The 16,964-nt window shown below is 35.8% G+C and carries 12 protein-coding genes; 1 reads left to right on the top strand and 11 read right to left on the bottom strand.

Annotation, left to right across the window (positions count from 1 at the left end):
• The first annotated feature begins 15 nt into the window (after positions 1-15).
• Positions 16-1,506 (top strand): L,D-transpeptidase family protein, encoded by a 1,491-nt coding sequence (locus tag MG292_RS04305; RefSeq protein ID WP_264533936.1) that lies wholly within the window; start codon positions 16-18, stop codon positions 1,504-1,506.
• A gap of 59 nt (positions 1,507-1,565) precedes the next feature.
• Here the strand turns inward: MG292_RS04305 and MG292_RS04300 are convergent, their stop codons facing one another.
• From MG292_RS04300 to MG292_RS04250, 11 genes are all read right to left on the bottom strand, one after another.
• Positions 1,566-3,773, bottom strand: a complete 2,208-nt coding sequence (locus tag MG292_RS04300; RefSeq protein ID WP_264533937.1) for a TonB-dependent receptor — start codon at positions 3,771-3,773, stop codon at positions 1,566-1,568.
• A 501-nt stretch (positions 3,774-4,274) separates the two neighbouring features.
• Positions 4,275-5,264: an aspartate-semialdehyde dehydrogenase gene (locus MG292_RS04295; RefSeq protein WP_264533938.1), complete on the bottom strand. Its 990-nt coding sequence runs from the start codon at positions 5,262-5,264 to the stop codon at positions 4,275-4,277.
• 107 nt (positions 5,265-5,371) lie between these two features.
• Positions 5,372-5,803 (bottom strand): large-conductance mechanosensitive channel protein MscL, encoded by a 432-nt coding sequence (gene mscL, locus MG292_RS04290; RefSeq protein WP_264533939.1) that lies wholly within the window; start codon positions 5,801-5,803, stop codon positions 5,372-5,374.
• Positions 5,804-6,315: 512 nt separating this feature from the next.
• Positions 6,316-8,760 (bottom strand): bifunctional UDP-N-acetylmuramoyl-tripeptide:D-alanyl-D-alanine ligase/alanine racemase, encoded by a 2,445-nt coding sequence (locus MG292_RS04285; RefSeq protein ID WP_264533940.1) that lies wholly within the window; start codon positions 8,758-8,760, stop codon positions 6,316-6,318.
• Positions 8,761-8,838: 78 nt separating this feature from the next.
• Complete coding sequence (locus tag MG292_RS04280; protein ID WP_264533941.1) at positions 8,839-9,564, bottom strand: porin family protein; 726 nt, start codon at positions 9,562-9,564, stop codon at positions 8,839-8,841.
• 250 nt (positions 9,565-9,814) lie between these two features.
• Complete coding sequence (locus MG292_RS04275; protein WP_264533942.1) at positions 9,815-11,125, bottom strand: hypothetical protein; 1,311 nt, start codon at positions 11,123-11,125, stop codon at positions 9,815-9,817.
• Between the two features lie 104 nt (positions 11,126-11,229).
• The gene (locus MG292_RS04270) at positions 11,230-12,516 is read right to left on the bottom strand and encodes a hypothetical protein (RefSeq protein WP_264533943.1); all 1,287 of its coding nucleotides are present in this window, start codon (positions 12,514-12,516) and stop codon (positions 11,230-11,232) included.
• Between the two features lie 12 nt (positions 12,517-12,528).
• Entirely contained in the window at positions 12,529-14,751 is a 2,223-nt protein-coding gene (locus tag MG292_RS04265) for a fibrinogen-like YCDxxxxGGGW domain-containing protein (protein ID WP_264533944.1), read from the bottom strand.
• Positions 14,751-15,347: a hypothetical protein gene (locus tag MG292_RS04260; protein WP_264533945.1), complete on the bottom strand. Its 597-nt coding sequence runs from the start codon at positions 15,345-15,347 to the stop codon at positions 14,751-14,753. The genes MG292_RS04265 and MG292_RS04260 overlap by 1 nt, the downstream gene beginning before the upstream one ends.
• On the bottom strand, positions 15,335-16,264 hold the full coding sequence (locus MG292_RS04255) for a fibrinogen-like YCDxxxxGGGW domain-containing protein (protein WP_264533946.1): 930 nt from the start codon (positions 16,262-16,264) through the stop codon (positions 15,335-15,337). The genes MG292_RS04260 and MG292_RS04255 overlap by 13 nt, the downstream gene beginning before the upstream one ends.
• Positions 16,254-16,964, bottom strand: coding sequence for a tail fiber domain-containing protein (locus MG292_RS04250; RefSeq protein WP_264533947.1), 711 nt, complete (start codon positions 16,962-16,964; stop codon positions 16,254-16,256). Before MG292_RS04250 ends, MG292_RS04255 begins: the two co-directional genes overlap by 11 nt.

Here is a 16,964-nt window from a genome sequence, read left to right as displayed (position 1 = left end):
AACAGCAAGAAGGAAATGAAAGCGAGTTTTCCAAAAGACAAACTAACCCTATCTGCTTTTGACAGCACTTTAGTGGCTACCTTTTTTAACCAATACCCTGAACTTAAAAAATACCAAAACGAAGTCGTTTCCTTGTACCAAAAACAACACTATAACTACATTTGGTTTGATCAAAAAGGAATTAAAGAAGTGGGATATTTACTCTACAACAAAGTAAGTAATTTATCTTCAGAAGGAATTTCGGCAACAATTCCATATCAAAACCAACTGGACACTCTCTTTCAAGAAGAAGTGAATAAACAAAACCCTGAAGTTAATTCCGAGCTTTTAATTTCTTGTATGTATTTTTTCTATACTGACAAAGTTTACAAGGGTTTGGATGTTGAAAAAAGCAACCAATTGGGTTGGTATTTACCTCGAAAAAAACAATCCTATATCAATTATTTAGATTCTATTTTGGCCAACCCTTCCTTGATTGACAAGGATGAGCGCGAGGTTCTTGGGCAGTATTACCGCCTTCGCGAAGTTTTAAAAAAATACCGCTTAATTGAAAAAGAGCCTTGGAACATCATCCTATTTGATTCAGGAGGAACTCAATTAAAAATGGGAGACCATTCAGAAGCTATTATTCAAATTAGAAACCGACTGTATCTTTTAGGTGATTTAAAGTCCAATTCGAAAAGTGATTTTTATGACAGCACATTAGCTAAAGGAATCGAAAATTATAAAAAAAGAAATGGTTTAGAAAACAATACAATAATTTCAAAATCAACTCTTGCCCATCTGAATATTCCTATCGCTGATAGAATTAAAACAATTATCGTCAATATGGAACGATGCCGATGGTTCTCGTCTCCCTTTACTACCTCTAAAACGTTTATTTTCATTAACATCCCTGCTTATCAATTGCGTTTTTTTGAAAACGGGAAAATAGCATTGGAATCCAAAGTAGTGGTAGGCAAAGCAATGAACAAAACAGTGGTTTTTAGTGCCGAGATGAAATACATTGTCTTTAGTCCGTACTGGAATATCCCTAAAAATATTCTCTATAAAGAGGTACTTCCTGCGATTGAGAAAAATCCAAACTATTTATCTGAAAACGATATGGAATGGTATGAAGGCGGCATTCGCCAAAGACCAGGACAAAAAAATGCTTTAGGAGTTGTTAAATTTATGTTCCCAAATTCCAATTCAATTTACCTACACGACACGCCTTCAAAGAGTTTATTTAATCAAGAAAAAAGAGCCTTCAGTCACGGGTGTATCCGACTTGAAAAACCAAGAGAATTAGCCCATCTCATTTTAAAAAACGACAAAAAGTGGACCTTTGAAAAAATCGAAAATGCGATGCAAAGTGGCGTGGAAAAATGGTATGCTTTGCCTCAAAAAATTCCAGTATATATTGGCTATTTTACTGCTTGGGTGACCAAAGACGGAACGATCAATTTCTATGACGATGTGTACCAGAGAGATGAAAGATTGTCTACGATGCTATTAGAAGAATAAATAAAGCTTCCGGCTTTAACAATGCTTCCAGCCTTTTAAAGGCTGGAGCATTAAAAAAATTATAAATTAAAATTCAATCCTAAAACAATATTCCTACCTATATTAGAAATTCCGTCTGCTTTGAGTCGGGACAGGTGAGCAATGTACTTTTTATTGGTAATATTATTCCCATTCAAGTTAACCTCTACTTTTGTTCTTCCAAAATGTAGCGTTCCTCCAAGTCCAAGATTTAACAAACTATAACCTCCTGTTCTGGTTTCAAAACCGCTTACCTTGTTCTGATTGAATGTCGAAGACAAACTAATCGTGGCAAAACTTTCTTTCAACCAATTGGAGTCGTTCAGCTCAAAACGAAGGGTATTGTTCCAATTATTAGCAGGAATTAATGGCAAATAATCTCCATTTTGTTTTTTGCCTGTAACCGTTTCAAAACTCGTTTCTAAATGCAACCAATCCAGAGGATGAGGGTGAAAATGCAGACCTACTTCTCCTCCGTAAAGATTCGCATTGTTTTGAATATAATTGAAAACTTCATTATCATCTATTGATTGTCCGGTAGGATTAATATAAATAAAATCCGTAATATGATTATAAAATCCGTTGACAAAAAACTCCAAGTGATCGGTTTTGTATTCCAAATTTAAATCCGTTTGAAAGTTTTGTTCTGTCTCCAAATCAGCATTCCCCACTTCGTAGCGATTGGTTCCTTCATGAACACCATTAGATGTAAGCTCTGCCAAATTAGGCGCTCTAAATCCGGAAGCGACATTCAACCTAAAAACAAAAGCTTCGTTAATATTAGTTTTATACCCAAGAGAAGCATTCCAACTCGTATAGGATGTATCCAAAGCTGCAAAAGAACCTCCGTGGAGTTGAATCCCATGTGCTTCTGAAGTTATATTTCTAGTGTCAAAACGCAACCCTGCCTGAATTACATTAGTACCCCATTCGTAGTTAGTTGTTCCAAAGACACCAAAATCTTTAGTAATAGCATCTGGAATTAACAACTCTTCCCCCAAATTCACATTGGTTTGATACATCCCTTGAACTCCTACTATAGTTTGTATTTTATTAGAAGATGGTAAATAATACTTTGCATTGTAATTGAACGTATTTAACTTCATTTTCAAAATAGCCACATCACTGTCTTCATATTCCGACCTGCCATTTGAAATAAATCCTAAGTCCAAATCCAGTTTAGAGGTATTGAAAAAGACAGTAGAATTTAGACTTATCAAATGATTTGAAACCGCTTGCTTTGGATACAAAACACTTTTACTTGTACTTTGTGCTGCAGTCCCTTCTTCTGGAATCCCTAGCTTTAAATCATTATAGTTGTATCTCAAAACTGAAGAAAAGAAAGCATCACTATAACCAATGCCACTTTTAAAATCTTTTTCTTGGTAACGTGTGTTAGTTACCCTTTCTCTACCTGCTGTTTTATAATCAGAATGAGTATTTAATGTTCCTCTTGCCAAGAATTTCCATTTATCAGTACTTGTTTTTAGTCCCAGAGAGGAATTACTTCCCAAAGTGTTTACAAATAGTTTTTGACTAAAATTTACTTTAAACGAATTGGCATTAGCAAATTTTTCAGGGTTAAAATACAACACACCCCCCAAAGCATCTGAACCATACAGCAACGAAGCAGGACCTTTAATTACTTCTACACTCTCAATTCCTGCATCGTTTAATCCCAAACCATGTTCGTCTCCAAATTGTTGATTCTCCACCCGTACACCTTGTGAATAGACTAAGACTCTATTGCTACTCAATCCTCTAATTACTGGTTTTCCAATAGATACTCCTGTTGATACTTGAGCCACTCCGGGAATGGTAGCTAATCCTTCTATTAAAGTTGCAGTGCCTTTTTGGGTTAAATTTTTAATGGTCTGGTGTTCTACTTTCATCACGTTTTGTGACTGAAGTTTATTGAATGCTGTTGAAACTATAATTTCATCCATTTGAAAAATGGTAGGTTCTAATTGTACGTCCAATCGATTTTGACGTTGTGCGTTTACAATCGTTTTGTTTTGAGTTCCATATCCCATCAAAGCAAAAGAAATCGAGACATTTCCGTTAGGCAAATTAGTCAAACTATAGTTCCCATTGGCATCTGAAAGCGTTCCTTTTTGAAGTTCTTGAATAAAAATTGAAACGCCTTGAAGCGATTTATTATTAGTATCAGTAATCCTTCCTGAAACTGTATTTTGTGCTTGCATTAAGGCAGTACAATTTACTACCAAAGCAAAAATTAATTTTTTCATGATATAAGTATAATGTTAAAAGAATCGTGTTCTACTATAGAACCGATGAAAAATTCGATTTAAACATTATATTGAGGGGGTCCTCGTAAAGAATACGTGCTTCCTGAAAAGGAAAAAACTGTTGGAAATTTAAAAAAGAAATGAGTTGCAACTTCTGGAGTTGTCGCTATTGGGAATTGAAACTTTGTTGAGATTATTCCGCTTTGAAACGAAATAGCACAAACCAAACATTGCTCAAAACCTTTATGTTGGTGTGTTAATTCAGTTGAATTAAGCTGTTTATGCTCGCATACTTTTTCTAAAAATTGCTTCTCAAGATGCTCCAATCCATGCAAAGACTGAAGGACTAGTGACCCCAATAGGACTAGTGCAAAGAAAAACCGTATCAAAAAATGCTTTTGTTTCATTGGCAACAAATATAGGTAAACCAATAAAGAAAAACCATTTACAATTCAGAATTATCTAAATCATAAATGGTTTTATTTATTAGTATTAAACTACTTAAACCAATTGAGCAGCAATCAAATACTCTGCAATTTGAATGGTATTTGTAGCCGCTCCTTTTCTTAAGTTATCCGCTACAATCCACATGTTTAAGGTATTAGGTTGGCTCTCGTCACGACGAATTCTACCTACAAAAACTTCATTTTTACCTTCAGCATATCGTGGCATTGGATAGGTAAATGTGTCTAAATTATCTTGAACCACTACTCCGTCCGTTTGGCTCAAAATAGTTCTTACCTCATTGACATCAAAATCATTAGTAAACTCAACATTCACAGCTTCGCTATGACCACCAACTACTGGTACACGAACTGCAGTTGCTGTAACAGCTATACTATTATCGCTTAAGATTTTTTTAGTTTCGTTCACTAACTTCATTTCTTCTTTAGTGTATCCATTGTCTTCAAAACTATCACATTGTGGAATACAGTTTCTATTGATTTTATATTTGTACACCATGTCGCCTTCAATACCAGCACATTCATTTTCGAATTGTTGTACCGCTTTTACGCCAGTTCCTGTAATGGATTGATACGTTGAAACAATGATACGTTTGATGTTGTATTTTTTATGCAATGGTGCTAAAGCCAATACCATTTGGATAGTCGAACAGTTTGGATTTGCAATAATTTTATCTTCTTTAGTTAATTCGCCTGCATTGATTTCAGGAACTACTAACTTTTTAGTTGGGTCCATTCTCCAAGCCGATGAGTTATCAATTACTGTGGTTCCTGCTGCGGCAAATTTTGGCGCCCATTCTAATGAAGTTCCCCCTCCTGCAGAAAACAAAGCAATATCTGCTTTCATATCGACAGCCGTTTGTAATCCCACTACTTTGTATTTATTTCCTTTGAAATCAATTTCTCTACCTACTGATTTTTCAGAAGCCACAGGAATTAACTCGGTTACAGGAAAATTTCTCTCTGCTAATACTTTTAACATTATTTCGCCTACCATTCCGGTAGCTCCTACTACTGCTATTCTCATTATATCTTTATTATTGAATTGGATTTTTATTTGGCAAAAGTAACCAATACTAAACTGAAAACAAGGGTGTTCACAAAAAATAACAAATTGTTAAATTTATAACAAGGTTATTTATTCTTCAACAAATCTCTTATTTCAGCAAGTAACTGTTCTTGGGTTGGGCCTTTGGCTGGTTGTACTTTAATATGGATTTTCTGTTGGGCTTTTTCATAGGCTTTCAACACAATAAAAATACAGAACCCTATAATCACAAAATCAAAAACAGTTTGGATAAAAGCTCCATAATTCAATGTAACCTCAGCAACAGCCGGAGCTTTTTGAATTCCATTTTCTACAACAGCAGGTACACCTTCTTGCAATACTAATTTGAGATTTTTAAAATCTACCTTTCCTAATAATAACCCAATAGGCGGCATCAAAACATCATTTGTAAACGAGGTTACTATTTTCCCAAAAGCACCCCCAACAATAACCGCAGTAGCCAAGTTGACGATTTCGCCTTTCATTAAAAAGGCTTTAAAATCTGCAAAAAATCCCATAAGAATAGTGTTATGATTTATATAGTTTCAAAATTAGTGAAATTTTATTCATCAGATAGAAAACATTTCGTCCCTAAGGGACTTTTGACATTCGTATCCTATCATCTTACCAATATCTATTCCCTACAGGAATGATTTAGTAGCAAAAATTATGTAGAACCTCCTTTACAAAAAAATAGAAGCTGTTCCAAAAGTACCCCATTTGTTATTTCGTCCCTACGGGACTTTTGTATTCCAATACTACCTTTTTTTACCAATATATTGCCCCTACGGGACAGCCTTATGAGTAGAAAAATTGAAGTAACAACTACTTCTATTTACAATCCATAGTTATTGCTAAATAGTCCCGTTAGGGACAACATTTGGGTAACAGAGTAAGCCCCACAACACAAAATGTCCCGTAGGGACTATATATTTATTGAAATACAATCGTATTGTTTTTTAACTGGACAACAAAGGTGAAAAATATATCGCGACCCTACGAATAGAAATAATTCAACAGACAAAATCAATTATTCTCTATAGAAAACTCGTTTTACCCGTTGTGAAATCCTAGTTAAAATCTCATACGGAATGGTATGTGTTTTTTCAGCTATTTCTATAACGGTTGGGCTTTCGCCAAAAACAATAACAGTATCTCCTTCGGCACAATCTATCCCTGTAACATTGACCATCAACATATCCATGCAAACACTTCCTAAAATAGAAGCTTTTTGTTTATTGATTGTAACGTAGCCTACTTCATTGCCCCAAAGGCGCGAAATCCCATCCGCATACCCAATAGGAATGGTAGCGACTTGAGTGGTTTTTTTAGCCATAAATCGGCGACCGTAGCCCACGCTATCTCCAGGAGGAATCGTTCTAATTTGAGAAATTACCGACTTCAATGTACTCACATTCTCCAAGTATTTTTGTTCTTCTTTCTCATTAGAAACTCCATACAATCCAATCCCTAGACGTACCATATCAAATTGTCCTTGTGGAAAATTATTAATACCTGAAGTATTCAAAATATGACGAATAGGTTGAATATCTAATTCACGCATTAATTGGGTTGACAATTCATCAAACAAACGAATTTGTGTTAACGAAAATTGTTGGTGTTCTTGGGCATCACTTGTTGCCATGTGCGACAAAATACTTTTTACTACAACACGCTGATTGCCTTTCAAAGTAGTAATCAGTTCGTCAATTGTATTGGCCTCAAAACCCAATCGGTGCATTCCTGTATCCAACTTAATATGGATAGGAAACTGATGTAAGTTTTTCTGTTCGGCAATTTTAAGAAAGGACTTTAGTCCTTTTATACTATAAATTTCGGGTTCCAATTGGTGTTGAATAATGGCCGAAAAACTCGTCGATTCTGGATTCAAGACCATTATAGGCAATTGAATTCCTGCATTCTTAAGACTTATTCCTTCATCGGCAAAAGCCACCCCTAAGTAATCTACTTTATGATGCTCTAACAATTTAGCAATTTCAAATCCGCCATTGCCATAACCAAATGCTTTTACCATCACCATCATTTTGGTAGTTGGTTTCATTTTGGATTTGTAGAAATTTAAGTTATGACTGATGGCATTCAGATTAATTTCTAAAACGGTCTCGTGCGTTTTCTCTTCTAAAGCAAAAACAATTTTTTCAAATTGAAAACTACGCGCACCTTTGATTAGGATGGTTTCATTTTCAAAATGCAATTGGTCTATTTGCGATACAAAATCAGAAGTAGTCTGGAAAGTCACACAATTCTGAAATTGATTTTTAAATTGAGAAATAACGGGACCAATTCCTATGACACGACTGATTTTATTGGCAACGATTAACTGTCCGACTCTTGCATACAAGTCGTCATTAGTCAAACCACTCTGGAAAATATCCGATAGAATGAGTGTTTTTTTACTAGATTGTTTTTGGCTTTCTAAAAAATCCAACGCAATTTTCAACGACTGAAAATCGGCACTATAACTATCATCAATCAAACTACAATTATTGATTCCATCCTTCAATTTCAAGCGCATTTCAACAGGATACAATTGTGCTACTCGGTTTTGGATTGTAGTAAAATCATATTGTAAATACAACAAAACCAGTACACACGAAACTACATTTTCTATGGATGCCTCGTCTTGAAATGGAATTGTGATGTCAAATTCTTCTTGCTTTTGAGCAATGTTTAAAATGGTATTGGTTCCCATTCGTTTTTGGCTCACAAAAACATCCGCCGTAGGGTCGTAAAAACTCCAAGAAAACGTTTTTAATTCTGGACGAATCAACGCGTCAATAGCATCACTTTTTGGATAAATCAAAATTTGAGAATGGTCAAAAAGACGTAATTTTTCTTTTATTTTTTCATTAGTATTGGCAAAACCCTCATCGTGTGCAGACCCAATATTTGTCAATACCCCGATGGTTGGTCGAATTATAGGTTCCAACTTTTCCATTTCGGAAACGGTCGAAATTCCAGCTTCAAAAATGCCAAAATTATGTTGTTCGTTGATTGCGATGACTGACAACGGAACACCAACTTGTGAATTATAACTTTTAGGGCTTCGAATAATCGTATATTCTGGACTTAATACAAAATTAAGCCATTCTTTAACAATGGTTTTGCCATTACTTCCCGTTATTCCAATGATTGGAAAATGAAATAATGAACGATAGTAACTGGCCAATTGTTGTAGGGCTAGCAAGGTGTTTTTGACAACCAAAAAATTGGCTTTGCCTTGACAATCTTCGGGAATATGAGTCACCACAAAATATTGAACCCCTTTGGCAATTAACTCTTTAATATAAAAATGAGCATCATTATTTGGTCCCACCAAAGCGAAGAACAAAGTCGTATCACTATTTTGCAAGGAGCGACTATCTATAGCTACTGCGTCAATAATGGCATTGAAGGAGTGGCCAACAAATTCAGCATGGAGTATTGCAGTACAATTTTGGATGGATACATTCATGAATTCAATACGTTCGTACGCTCATTTATAATTTTGTTTATCAAAAATAGTGTTTCTTTTTAAATTCAGGCTTTGGAACTACAAAATATAAAAGATTAGCCCAATATTTAGAGATTTTATATCCATTGCTGCATTAGAGGTTTGTGCTGTTTTAAATATTGGATTTAATCCATAATAGATATACAAATTGGCTCCGCCATATCCTGCTGCAAGGTAAGCTCCATATACTAACTTATTAAAATCAGGGTTGTTCACAATAACTGAATCTCCTGAACCACTTCTAAGTACCGAACGATCGTAGAGCAAATAACTTAGTTTAACGCCACCATGAATACGGAAAAAATTATGATTCTCAAAAGTAGAACCTCTCCATCTAAACTCTAAAGGCACATCTACAAACAGTTGCGAAAACTTATTGTTGGAATAGCTTGTAGGATCCGTTAAGACAGTATACACAAGGGTTCCATTGGTGTTTGTTATTCCTATATTTTGGCTGTAATTGTTAAAAGTTAGTCCCAACCCAGGAGCTATAGCAAGATTTCTGTTTTTATTAACAGGCATATCCCTTAAGAAACCTGCTGAAAATCCCGCTGAGAATTTATCATTGGAAAAACCTGTTGGAACATTTTTCAACACATTGTAGGTAATCCCAATATAGAATTGATCTTCTCGATACAACGAGTCTATTTTTACAGGAGCTGCGGGTATTGAGTTTTCATTTTCTTGCGCCAAAATAGGAAAGAAAGAAAATAAAAACACAACGATTAATACTACTCTTTTACTGAAGGACTGCACTATTGTCATTGTAACTCGATATTGGATTCTATACAAAGATACTACTTTTGGTAGTCAGTTGTCGGTTGTTGGTTGATAGTTGATGGCTGAATTATAGAAAATCAAAAAATCGTTAATCGCTAATCTGCAATCTTATATCTTTTTAAACCATTAAGGAATTAAGCTACATTAAGTTTTTTTTGTAATTTCTTAAATTTCTCTAATCGGTGTACCAAAATCAAAAATCGTTAATCGCTAATCTGCAATCAACAATCCTTTTTTAAAGTAGTCGTTCAATACAAATAAAGTTATTATTATATCCGTAACCAATCATTAGAGTAATACGATAAAACCTATTATTTGTTGTATCATTCATGTAATACACTGGAGTATCTCCAACACTTCCAAAACTCCAACCAAAAATAGATGAGGATAAAGAGGTATTAAACGTTATAGCTGTATTTGATGCACCACCACTACTACCTCCTGTCATACTATATATGCCTGCCATATACGTCACAATACTTCCTGACACTGTTGCAATACATAAACCTCTACTCCCGCTAGTTGAAACAGTTGCTTTTATATTATCTAGTGTTACAAATGATCCTGCATTAACATACCCAGATTTCATTTTTGGAGTTGTGGACCCATCTGAATATTTGTAGTTGCCCGAAGTATTTACATCTCCATTCACATCCAATTTAGTAGCTGGAGTAGTAGTTCCAATACCTACATTCCCAGAATCATCTACTCGTATCCCTTCATTACCCCCATCATTTGAAATATAGTTTCCTGAAAGCTGGATGTTTTTAGTAGCCGTATGATTCCCTAAATTATCTGCTGTAGTTGAAGTAGTAATCGATGGATTTAATTTGGTAATAATTAATGATGCTCCATAATACAAGTTTCGAGAACCATCGCTATTTATTATCCTTAGAGTACGCGGGCTAGAACTGCAATCTATTATATCGGTCATAAAAGTCGTTCCTCCCCAATCTGTCCCTCCTCCATTTGCAATATTTCCAAGATTCCCATCATTCATCCAAGCATTCCAAACACCACTCGTATATTCTTGCAATTGCATAGCATTATAAGTATTTGTTTGTTGGTGCGGAAGCCCCCATTGAATCTTATATATACCATTAGATAAGGTAAATGTTGTATTTGAAGTAACTGTTAAATCTCCAGATGCTATATTGTTAAATTTTGAATTCCAAGAATTAATTGCCGAACCTGCACCAATATTAGTCGTCGAACGAAAAATAGCTTGATTTTGAACATTTCCCACAGTAGTAGATAAACTTATCCATTGTTGTCCTGTACCGTCCCAATAGTAATAACCAGGCACTACTTGATAAGGATTAGTCCCAGCAGTAACCGTATTAAAAACCATTAAACCATTGGCAGGATTTGTTATAGGACTCGCTGAATTTGTAGCTGTTAATACTACTCTAGGAGGTAAAAATCCTTTGTTTGTTGCATTTACTTCTAATTTTGCTGACGAATCAGGATTTGTAGTTCCAATACCTGTTTGAGCTTGAACTATAAAAATAAAAAAACTGAAAAATAAAAGAAAGTACTTTTTCATATATGTAAAAATTAATTTTATGCGCTCACATCCAGTATCGCTATTTCATTTACAGGTGTTTTGTTAAACAAACTTGTTGTTGCTATCAATTTCGTAATTACCAATTAGTTTCCTAAATAAACAAAGGTATTAACTGATAATCTTCTTGGAGTAATATCCAAAGCTACTCCTGAACCACCCGATGAAACAGTAACAGTATGTGAATGAGAACCTGAACTTGCACTATTAAATGCTGCAATATCAACTGAATGACTATGGTTTCCCGCTCCTGCGGTTTCAAATGTACCATAATATGCTCTATCAGTAGTAGAGGCTGAATTCTCCCATCTCCTTCCATCATTTGTGTCATATGCGCCACTATCTGAATTGCTTCTTCTTCCAATAGAATGACTATGATATCCATTAATAGCAGTTTCCGTATTTGGAGGATCTATACTATGAAAATGATCACCAGCAGTTGCTGCAGTTCCTGTAAAACTAACATTAGGTAAATTATTTTGCGCAATAATTTTAGAGTTCTCTCCAGCTACACTTCCTAAAGTACTTCCGGTTTGCATTAAAACAGCATTATTTGCATCTGGAAGATTTGTCCCAATACCCAGCAAATTAGCTTGAGTTTGTTGTGAAGCAGTAAGGGTAGATTTGAGTCGGCCATCTAATTTAATCCAACCGTTGTGATCTACAGTTTGTAATCCTGTTTTTATATCTCCTACATTATATTGGTTAATAGGTAAATTACCTGCTACCATTTTGTAATACACACGATCATAATCACCACTATTTCTTGTTCCAGTAGATAACACAATTACATTATAAATAGTTCCGGCTTGTAAATTGACTTCTACTTTTCCATTGTACTCCACATGAACTGTATTATTTGCACTTGTTTGGAAATCTGTTCCTAAGTCAGAGATTCCTTGTCTTACTTTAAATGTCATAGTGAAATCGCCGGTTGCATAACCGCTACTTGAAAAATCAAACAAATATCTTCCAGATATTGGAACCGTAAAAGAATACCCACTCGCATTTGCAATTTTACCAGAAGAAGTAGAATACACTTCTCCATATAACTTAACCAAATCCGATGCAATTACAGCATTTCCTGCGGTAGTACCAGTAGCAATAGTAGCCCAATTGCTCCCGTTCCAGTAATAATAACCTGCTTGTAATCCTACAGAACCTAGGTTATAGACCAATAAACCTTCGGCTGGCGAGGCAATGGTAGCAGCATCAGTAGCACTTGTCAAAGTCACTCGTGGCGGTAAAAACCCTTTGTTCGTAGCGTACACATCTAGTTTTGCCGAAGCATTAGGTGTGGTAGTACCAATGCCAGTTTGGGCATTTATTTTTCCAAAAACAATAATTACTAAAATAAAAAAATAGTTTTTCATATAATAAATTTATTAGCGTACCCAATACCAAATTATACCAGGATTAGGGCTTGAAGATCCACCGCCACCGTCTGATATCCAAGGTGAAGGAGAATAATAACTATTATTTGAAATTAATGTTCCCCACCAATTGCCCGTTCCGTCGGAAAGAGTTAAAAATCCTGTTCCTGCCCCTACTGTTGTACTTCGCCAAGGCATTCTTTCTGCCATGCCATTATTATTACCAACATAATTCCAAGTCCCAAATTTTGTATTCAAAGTTACATTAGTTTGTGTATTATTCGTGTTTACAAAACTATAATTTCCATTCGCAGTCCATATTCCTCCATTACTATTTCTACTTCCTGCATCAATCATGTACTGAAAACCACTGGAACTTCGTTTAATATAATCAGCCCAACCAATAATAGAATAATTTGAAGTAGTTGTACTGATTACTCCTGCATTGGTAGTAAAAGGAATTGACGTATTGAGTACAATTGAATTAGCATATGACCATCCTGCATAAGAAGAGTTTTTCAAAATTAAAGTCCAGCCACCACCATCAGTAGTCATATCAGCATAAATTTTAAATGGATTACCGCTATTGATATTAGGATTTTTTATCCAATAAAATCCATCAGTTGAATTCGGGTAGTCTTGTTTAATTTGGTAAGCACTTGTAGACGCTGTACTTGGGCTTAAACCGTCATTCTCTGCATAAAATCTGGTGCGAAATGTATTAAAGTTATTGGTTATTTCTTGTGGAGATAATTCTCTATTATATACTTTAAAACTAGCTACTTGCATATTCATCCTCCAATTTGTATCAGCTCTCCATCCAGAAATTCTTCCTACACCAGAATTAAAATTAGCATTAGCAGAAGTAAAAGTTCCCGAAACATAGGACATGGATTGGTTTTCTCCATTTACATAAATCTTATTATTCGTTTTTGAACCAGCATACATCACAAAAACAAGTTGCCTCCACCCGCCAGTAATTCCTAGATAATCGGCTTGTGTACTGCTAATCCCGTATTGATCACCAGTAGAAGTATTGAACCCTATATTGCCTCCACTTGTCCAAACATCATAATAATTAAATCCAAAAAACATGGCTCCACTGCCCCCGCTACCTAGTAATGAAATAGGTTTAACCCACATCTCCACAGTGACCACATTAGTATTTCCAATATTAGCTGTAAAATCGGCATAACTTGTTGTATTATTAAATGTTAAATATCCGCCATTGGCCGAACTATATGTTGTATTATTTAATGTAACATTCGAACCATTTCCTGACAAATCATTCCAAGTAGTTCCAGACCCACTATAACTCGCGGTATTCCCTGCATCTAAATGTAATACTAACCCGGAATTTGATAGGCAAGTAATTGTTACACTTCCATCGCCAGTAGTATTTACAGTTCCAAATGAACTAATGCCTGATATTGATTTTGAAGAACCACCGCCTCCACCGCCATTGGCACTTCCGCCTCCAGCTCCGCCACCGCCACCATAAAATCCAGCTCCGCCACCTCCTGCACCTTGCCAAACGGTTCCAATTCCTCCAGTTCCTCCATAAATATCATTCCCATCTGTCCCGTTTTGTGCAGGTGCATTATCGAATGCAAATCCTCCGCCACCTGCAATTGTTGTTGAAGCACCATAGCCATATTGATACCTCCCATTAGTAGGGTAATTTGTAGATCCTTGACCATTACTAGCCGAACCGCTAGATGCATTTAGTGCTGCCCCACCGTTATACCCAGTAGTTCCACCTGTTCCTGTTCCGCCACCACCACCGCCGGCAACAACTAAAGCACTGGCATTTGAAGGAGTTATTGAGTTAAACACCCCCGATAATCCTCCACCTGCACCTCCAAAACCCGAAGCACTATTTGCTGTACCTCCATTACCTGCAAAACCATATTTTGCGGTAGCAGATTGCCCTGGGAAACCACCCACAACAACATATACTACTTGGCCAGGAGTTACATTTATTGTAGAAGTAATATTAGCTCCAGCACCACCTGGCTGACCGCCACCACCTGTTCCTCCTTTGGCCCCGATGGCATTTACTTGAATAGAGGTAACTCGGTTTGGCACTATAAACTTTTGAATACCTCCTGAATACGAAAAATAATAAGTATTAGGAACGACTGGTTTTCTGATAGCTAAATTAGGAAATGGTGTTTGTGCATTTGAACAAATTACAAACCAAACTAGACTTACTATAGTTACTATTTTTGACATTAATAAATGGTATCTCCATAAACATATCCCACCGAAGCAGTATTCATTACTAGCCCAATGGCGCTATTGACAATTCTTGAACTTAATCCGTTAGCCGAATTTAAAGTTACTCCCGAACCTAATAAAGTAATCATCCCGTTGCCTACTTGAATAAATTGACAAGAAAATCCAATGGGTAATGTATTAGAAACTGTCACCGTAACTGTTGATGCTGCATTAATAAAAAAGATCTTATTATTATCTGTTGCTGCCAAAGTAAAACTACTTGATTTACTTGAATCAATAATTAATCCATTGGCAATTTGAATCCAACTAGTCCCGTTCCAATAATAATAGCCTGGTACAACATTATTTGGCGCACTGCCTGCTGTAGCTGTATTATAAATCAATAAACCCGTAGCCGGAGAAGGTATAGTGGTGCCATCTGTTGCGCTAGTTAATACTATCCGTGGTGGTAAAAATCCTTTATTTGTTGCTGCAACCTCTAATTTAGCAGAAGCATTAGGCGTAGTTGTACCTATACCGGTTTGAGCGGTAGAAGTATTTATAAATACTACAATTACTGCTAATTTAATTGTTTTTATTACCGTATCCATATCTGATTGTAGGTGTGAAATTGATATCCATTCCCAATACTTGCTGCATAATCGTCTACTTCCCATCTGTAATCTTGCCCTCTTATTCCCCAATGGTAATTAGCTCCCAACCAAAATGGGAAATTGGTCATAGCTAAATTTCCTTCATTTACAAAATTACTTACAGCGCTATTAGGAATATAAGCCGAATGTGAGACTAATGCAGTATAACTACTATTAATTCCTGACATACTACCTGAACCTGTTCTAAAATAGGATATAGTATTTGCATGACTTGTTTTAAAATGAATTATTCTACTATGACCCGATGTAGCTCCGTAAAAACGAAGTTCTGTGAAGTTAAATGAGTTTAAATAGGAAGGAGCTGCGTGTCCCCAAGTGGTTGACGAACCTGATTCATCAGTACCTAAAACGGTTGACCCTAAAACAGGGAGACTATTAGTCTTGACTTGAAGCGCAGGATTAGTCCCTCCACGATGCAAATAATTAAGTACTAATGTCCAACCGCCGCCATCTGTAGTCATGTCGCAATAACAGTTGGTACTTGGTAGTGCACCAGCTCCGTCTGGATCAATACTATATTGTCCTGAAGGCGACATGGGATAATAACTTAATATTTCCTTACAACTTTTTAAACTTGTAATTGAAGGGCCTGGCATCCATTTACCCGTTCCAATTAGTTGTAATTTTCCAGTTCCTACAAAATCAATTTTCCCACTATAAAAAACGGTTCCTGTTGGAACATTTATTATATGACCATCTTGAATGGTAATTCCATTTGCCACTTGAGTAGGAGATGCCCATGCAGAACTTAAATTAAAATTTATGGATCCAGCAGTAGTTGTAACCGTCTGTGCAAATAAAGACGGAAGGGTTAAAAAAAATAGGTAAATACTATGTAATCCGTTACTTTTCATTTACTTTTTCTGTTAGCTCTTTAACTTTTTGCTGTAATTGTTCTATTTGTTTTTGTTGTTCTTTTATTGCTTCTACCAATAAAGCAACCACTTTATCGTATTGCACTGATTTATAGCCATCAGCATTATTTTCTGTTTGAACCACTTCAGGAATCACTTGTTCTACTTCTTGTGCGATGAAACCTAAAGCGCGGTTTTCGGTAAATTTTCTATTAGGAAATTCTTTGGTCTTCCAGTCAAAAGTAACGCCTCTCAATTGCATCACTTTTTGTAAAGGATTCTCAATTGGAAAAACATTCGTTTTAAATCGAGCGTCTGAAGAACCCGCAATAGAATTAGCTATAATATCACCTGCCACTTGTAAACGAACGGATGGAGTAGATGTACCAATACCGACGTTTCCTGATGCATTTATTCTAAATCGTTCCGAATTATTAGTGTACAATAATAATGATCCCACTGCGCTCTGACTTGATATTGTAAAATCATTAGAATTTGCTGAAGGATAACCAACCCAACCAAATCGTGTCAAAGCCCCTTGGGGAAAAAATTCCATATAGGTATGATCGCTCCCTTCTAAACGTAAGGTAGAACCGTTTGATCTTATATGAAGTTTTACTGCGGGCGTAGTCGTACCTATACCGGTTTGGGCAAAACCAATAAAGCTAAATAATAATACAATTAAATATATTTTTCTCAT

The sequence above is a fragment of the Flavobacterium keumense genome, assembly GCF_029866485.1.
GTDB classification, from domain to species: domain Bacteria; phylum Bacteroidota; class Bacteroidia; order Flavobacteriales; family Flavobacteriaceae; genus Flavobacterium; species Flavobacterium keumense.
The sequence above is the reverse complement of the archived record's forward strand: the minus strand, read 5'-3'. Positions and strand labels throughout refer to the sequence as shown.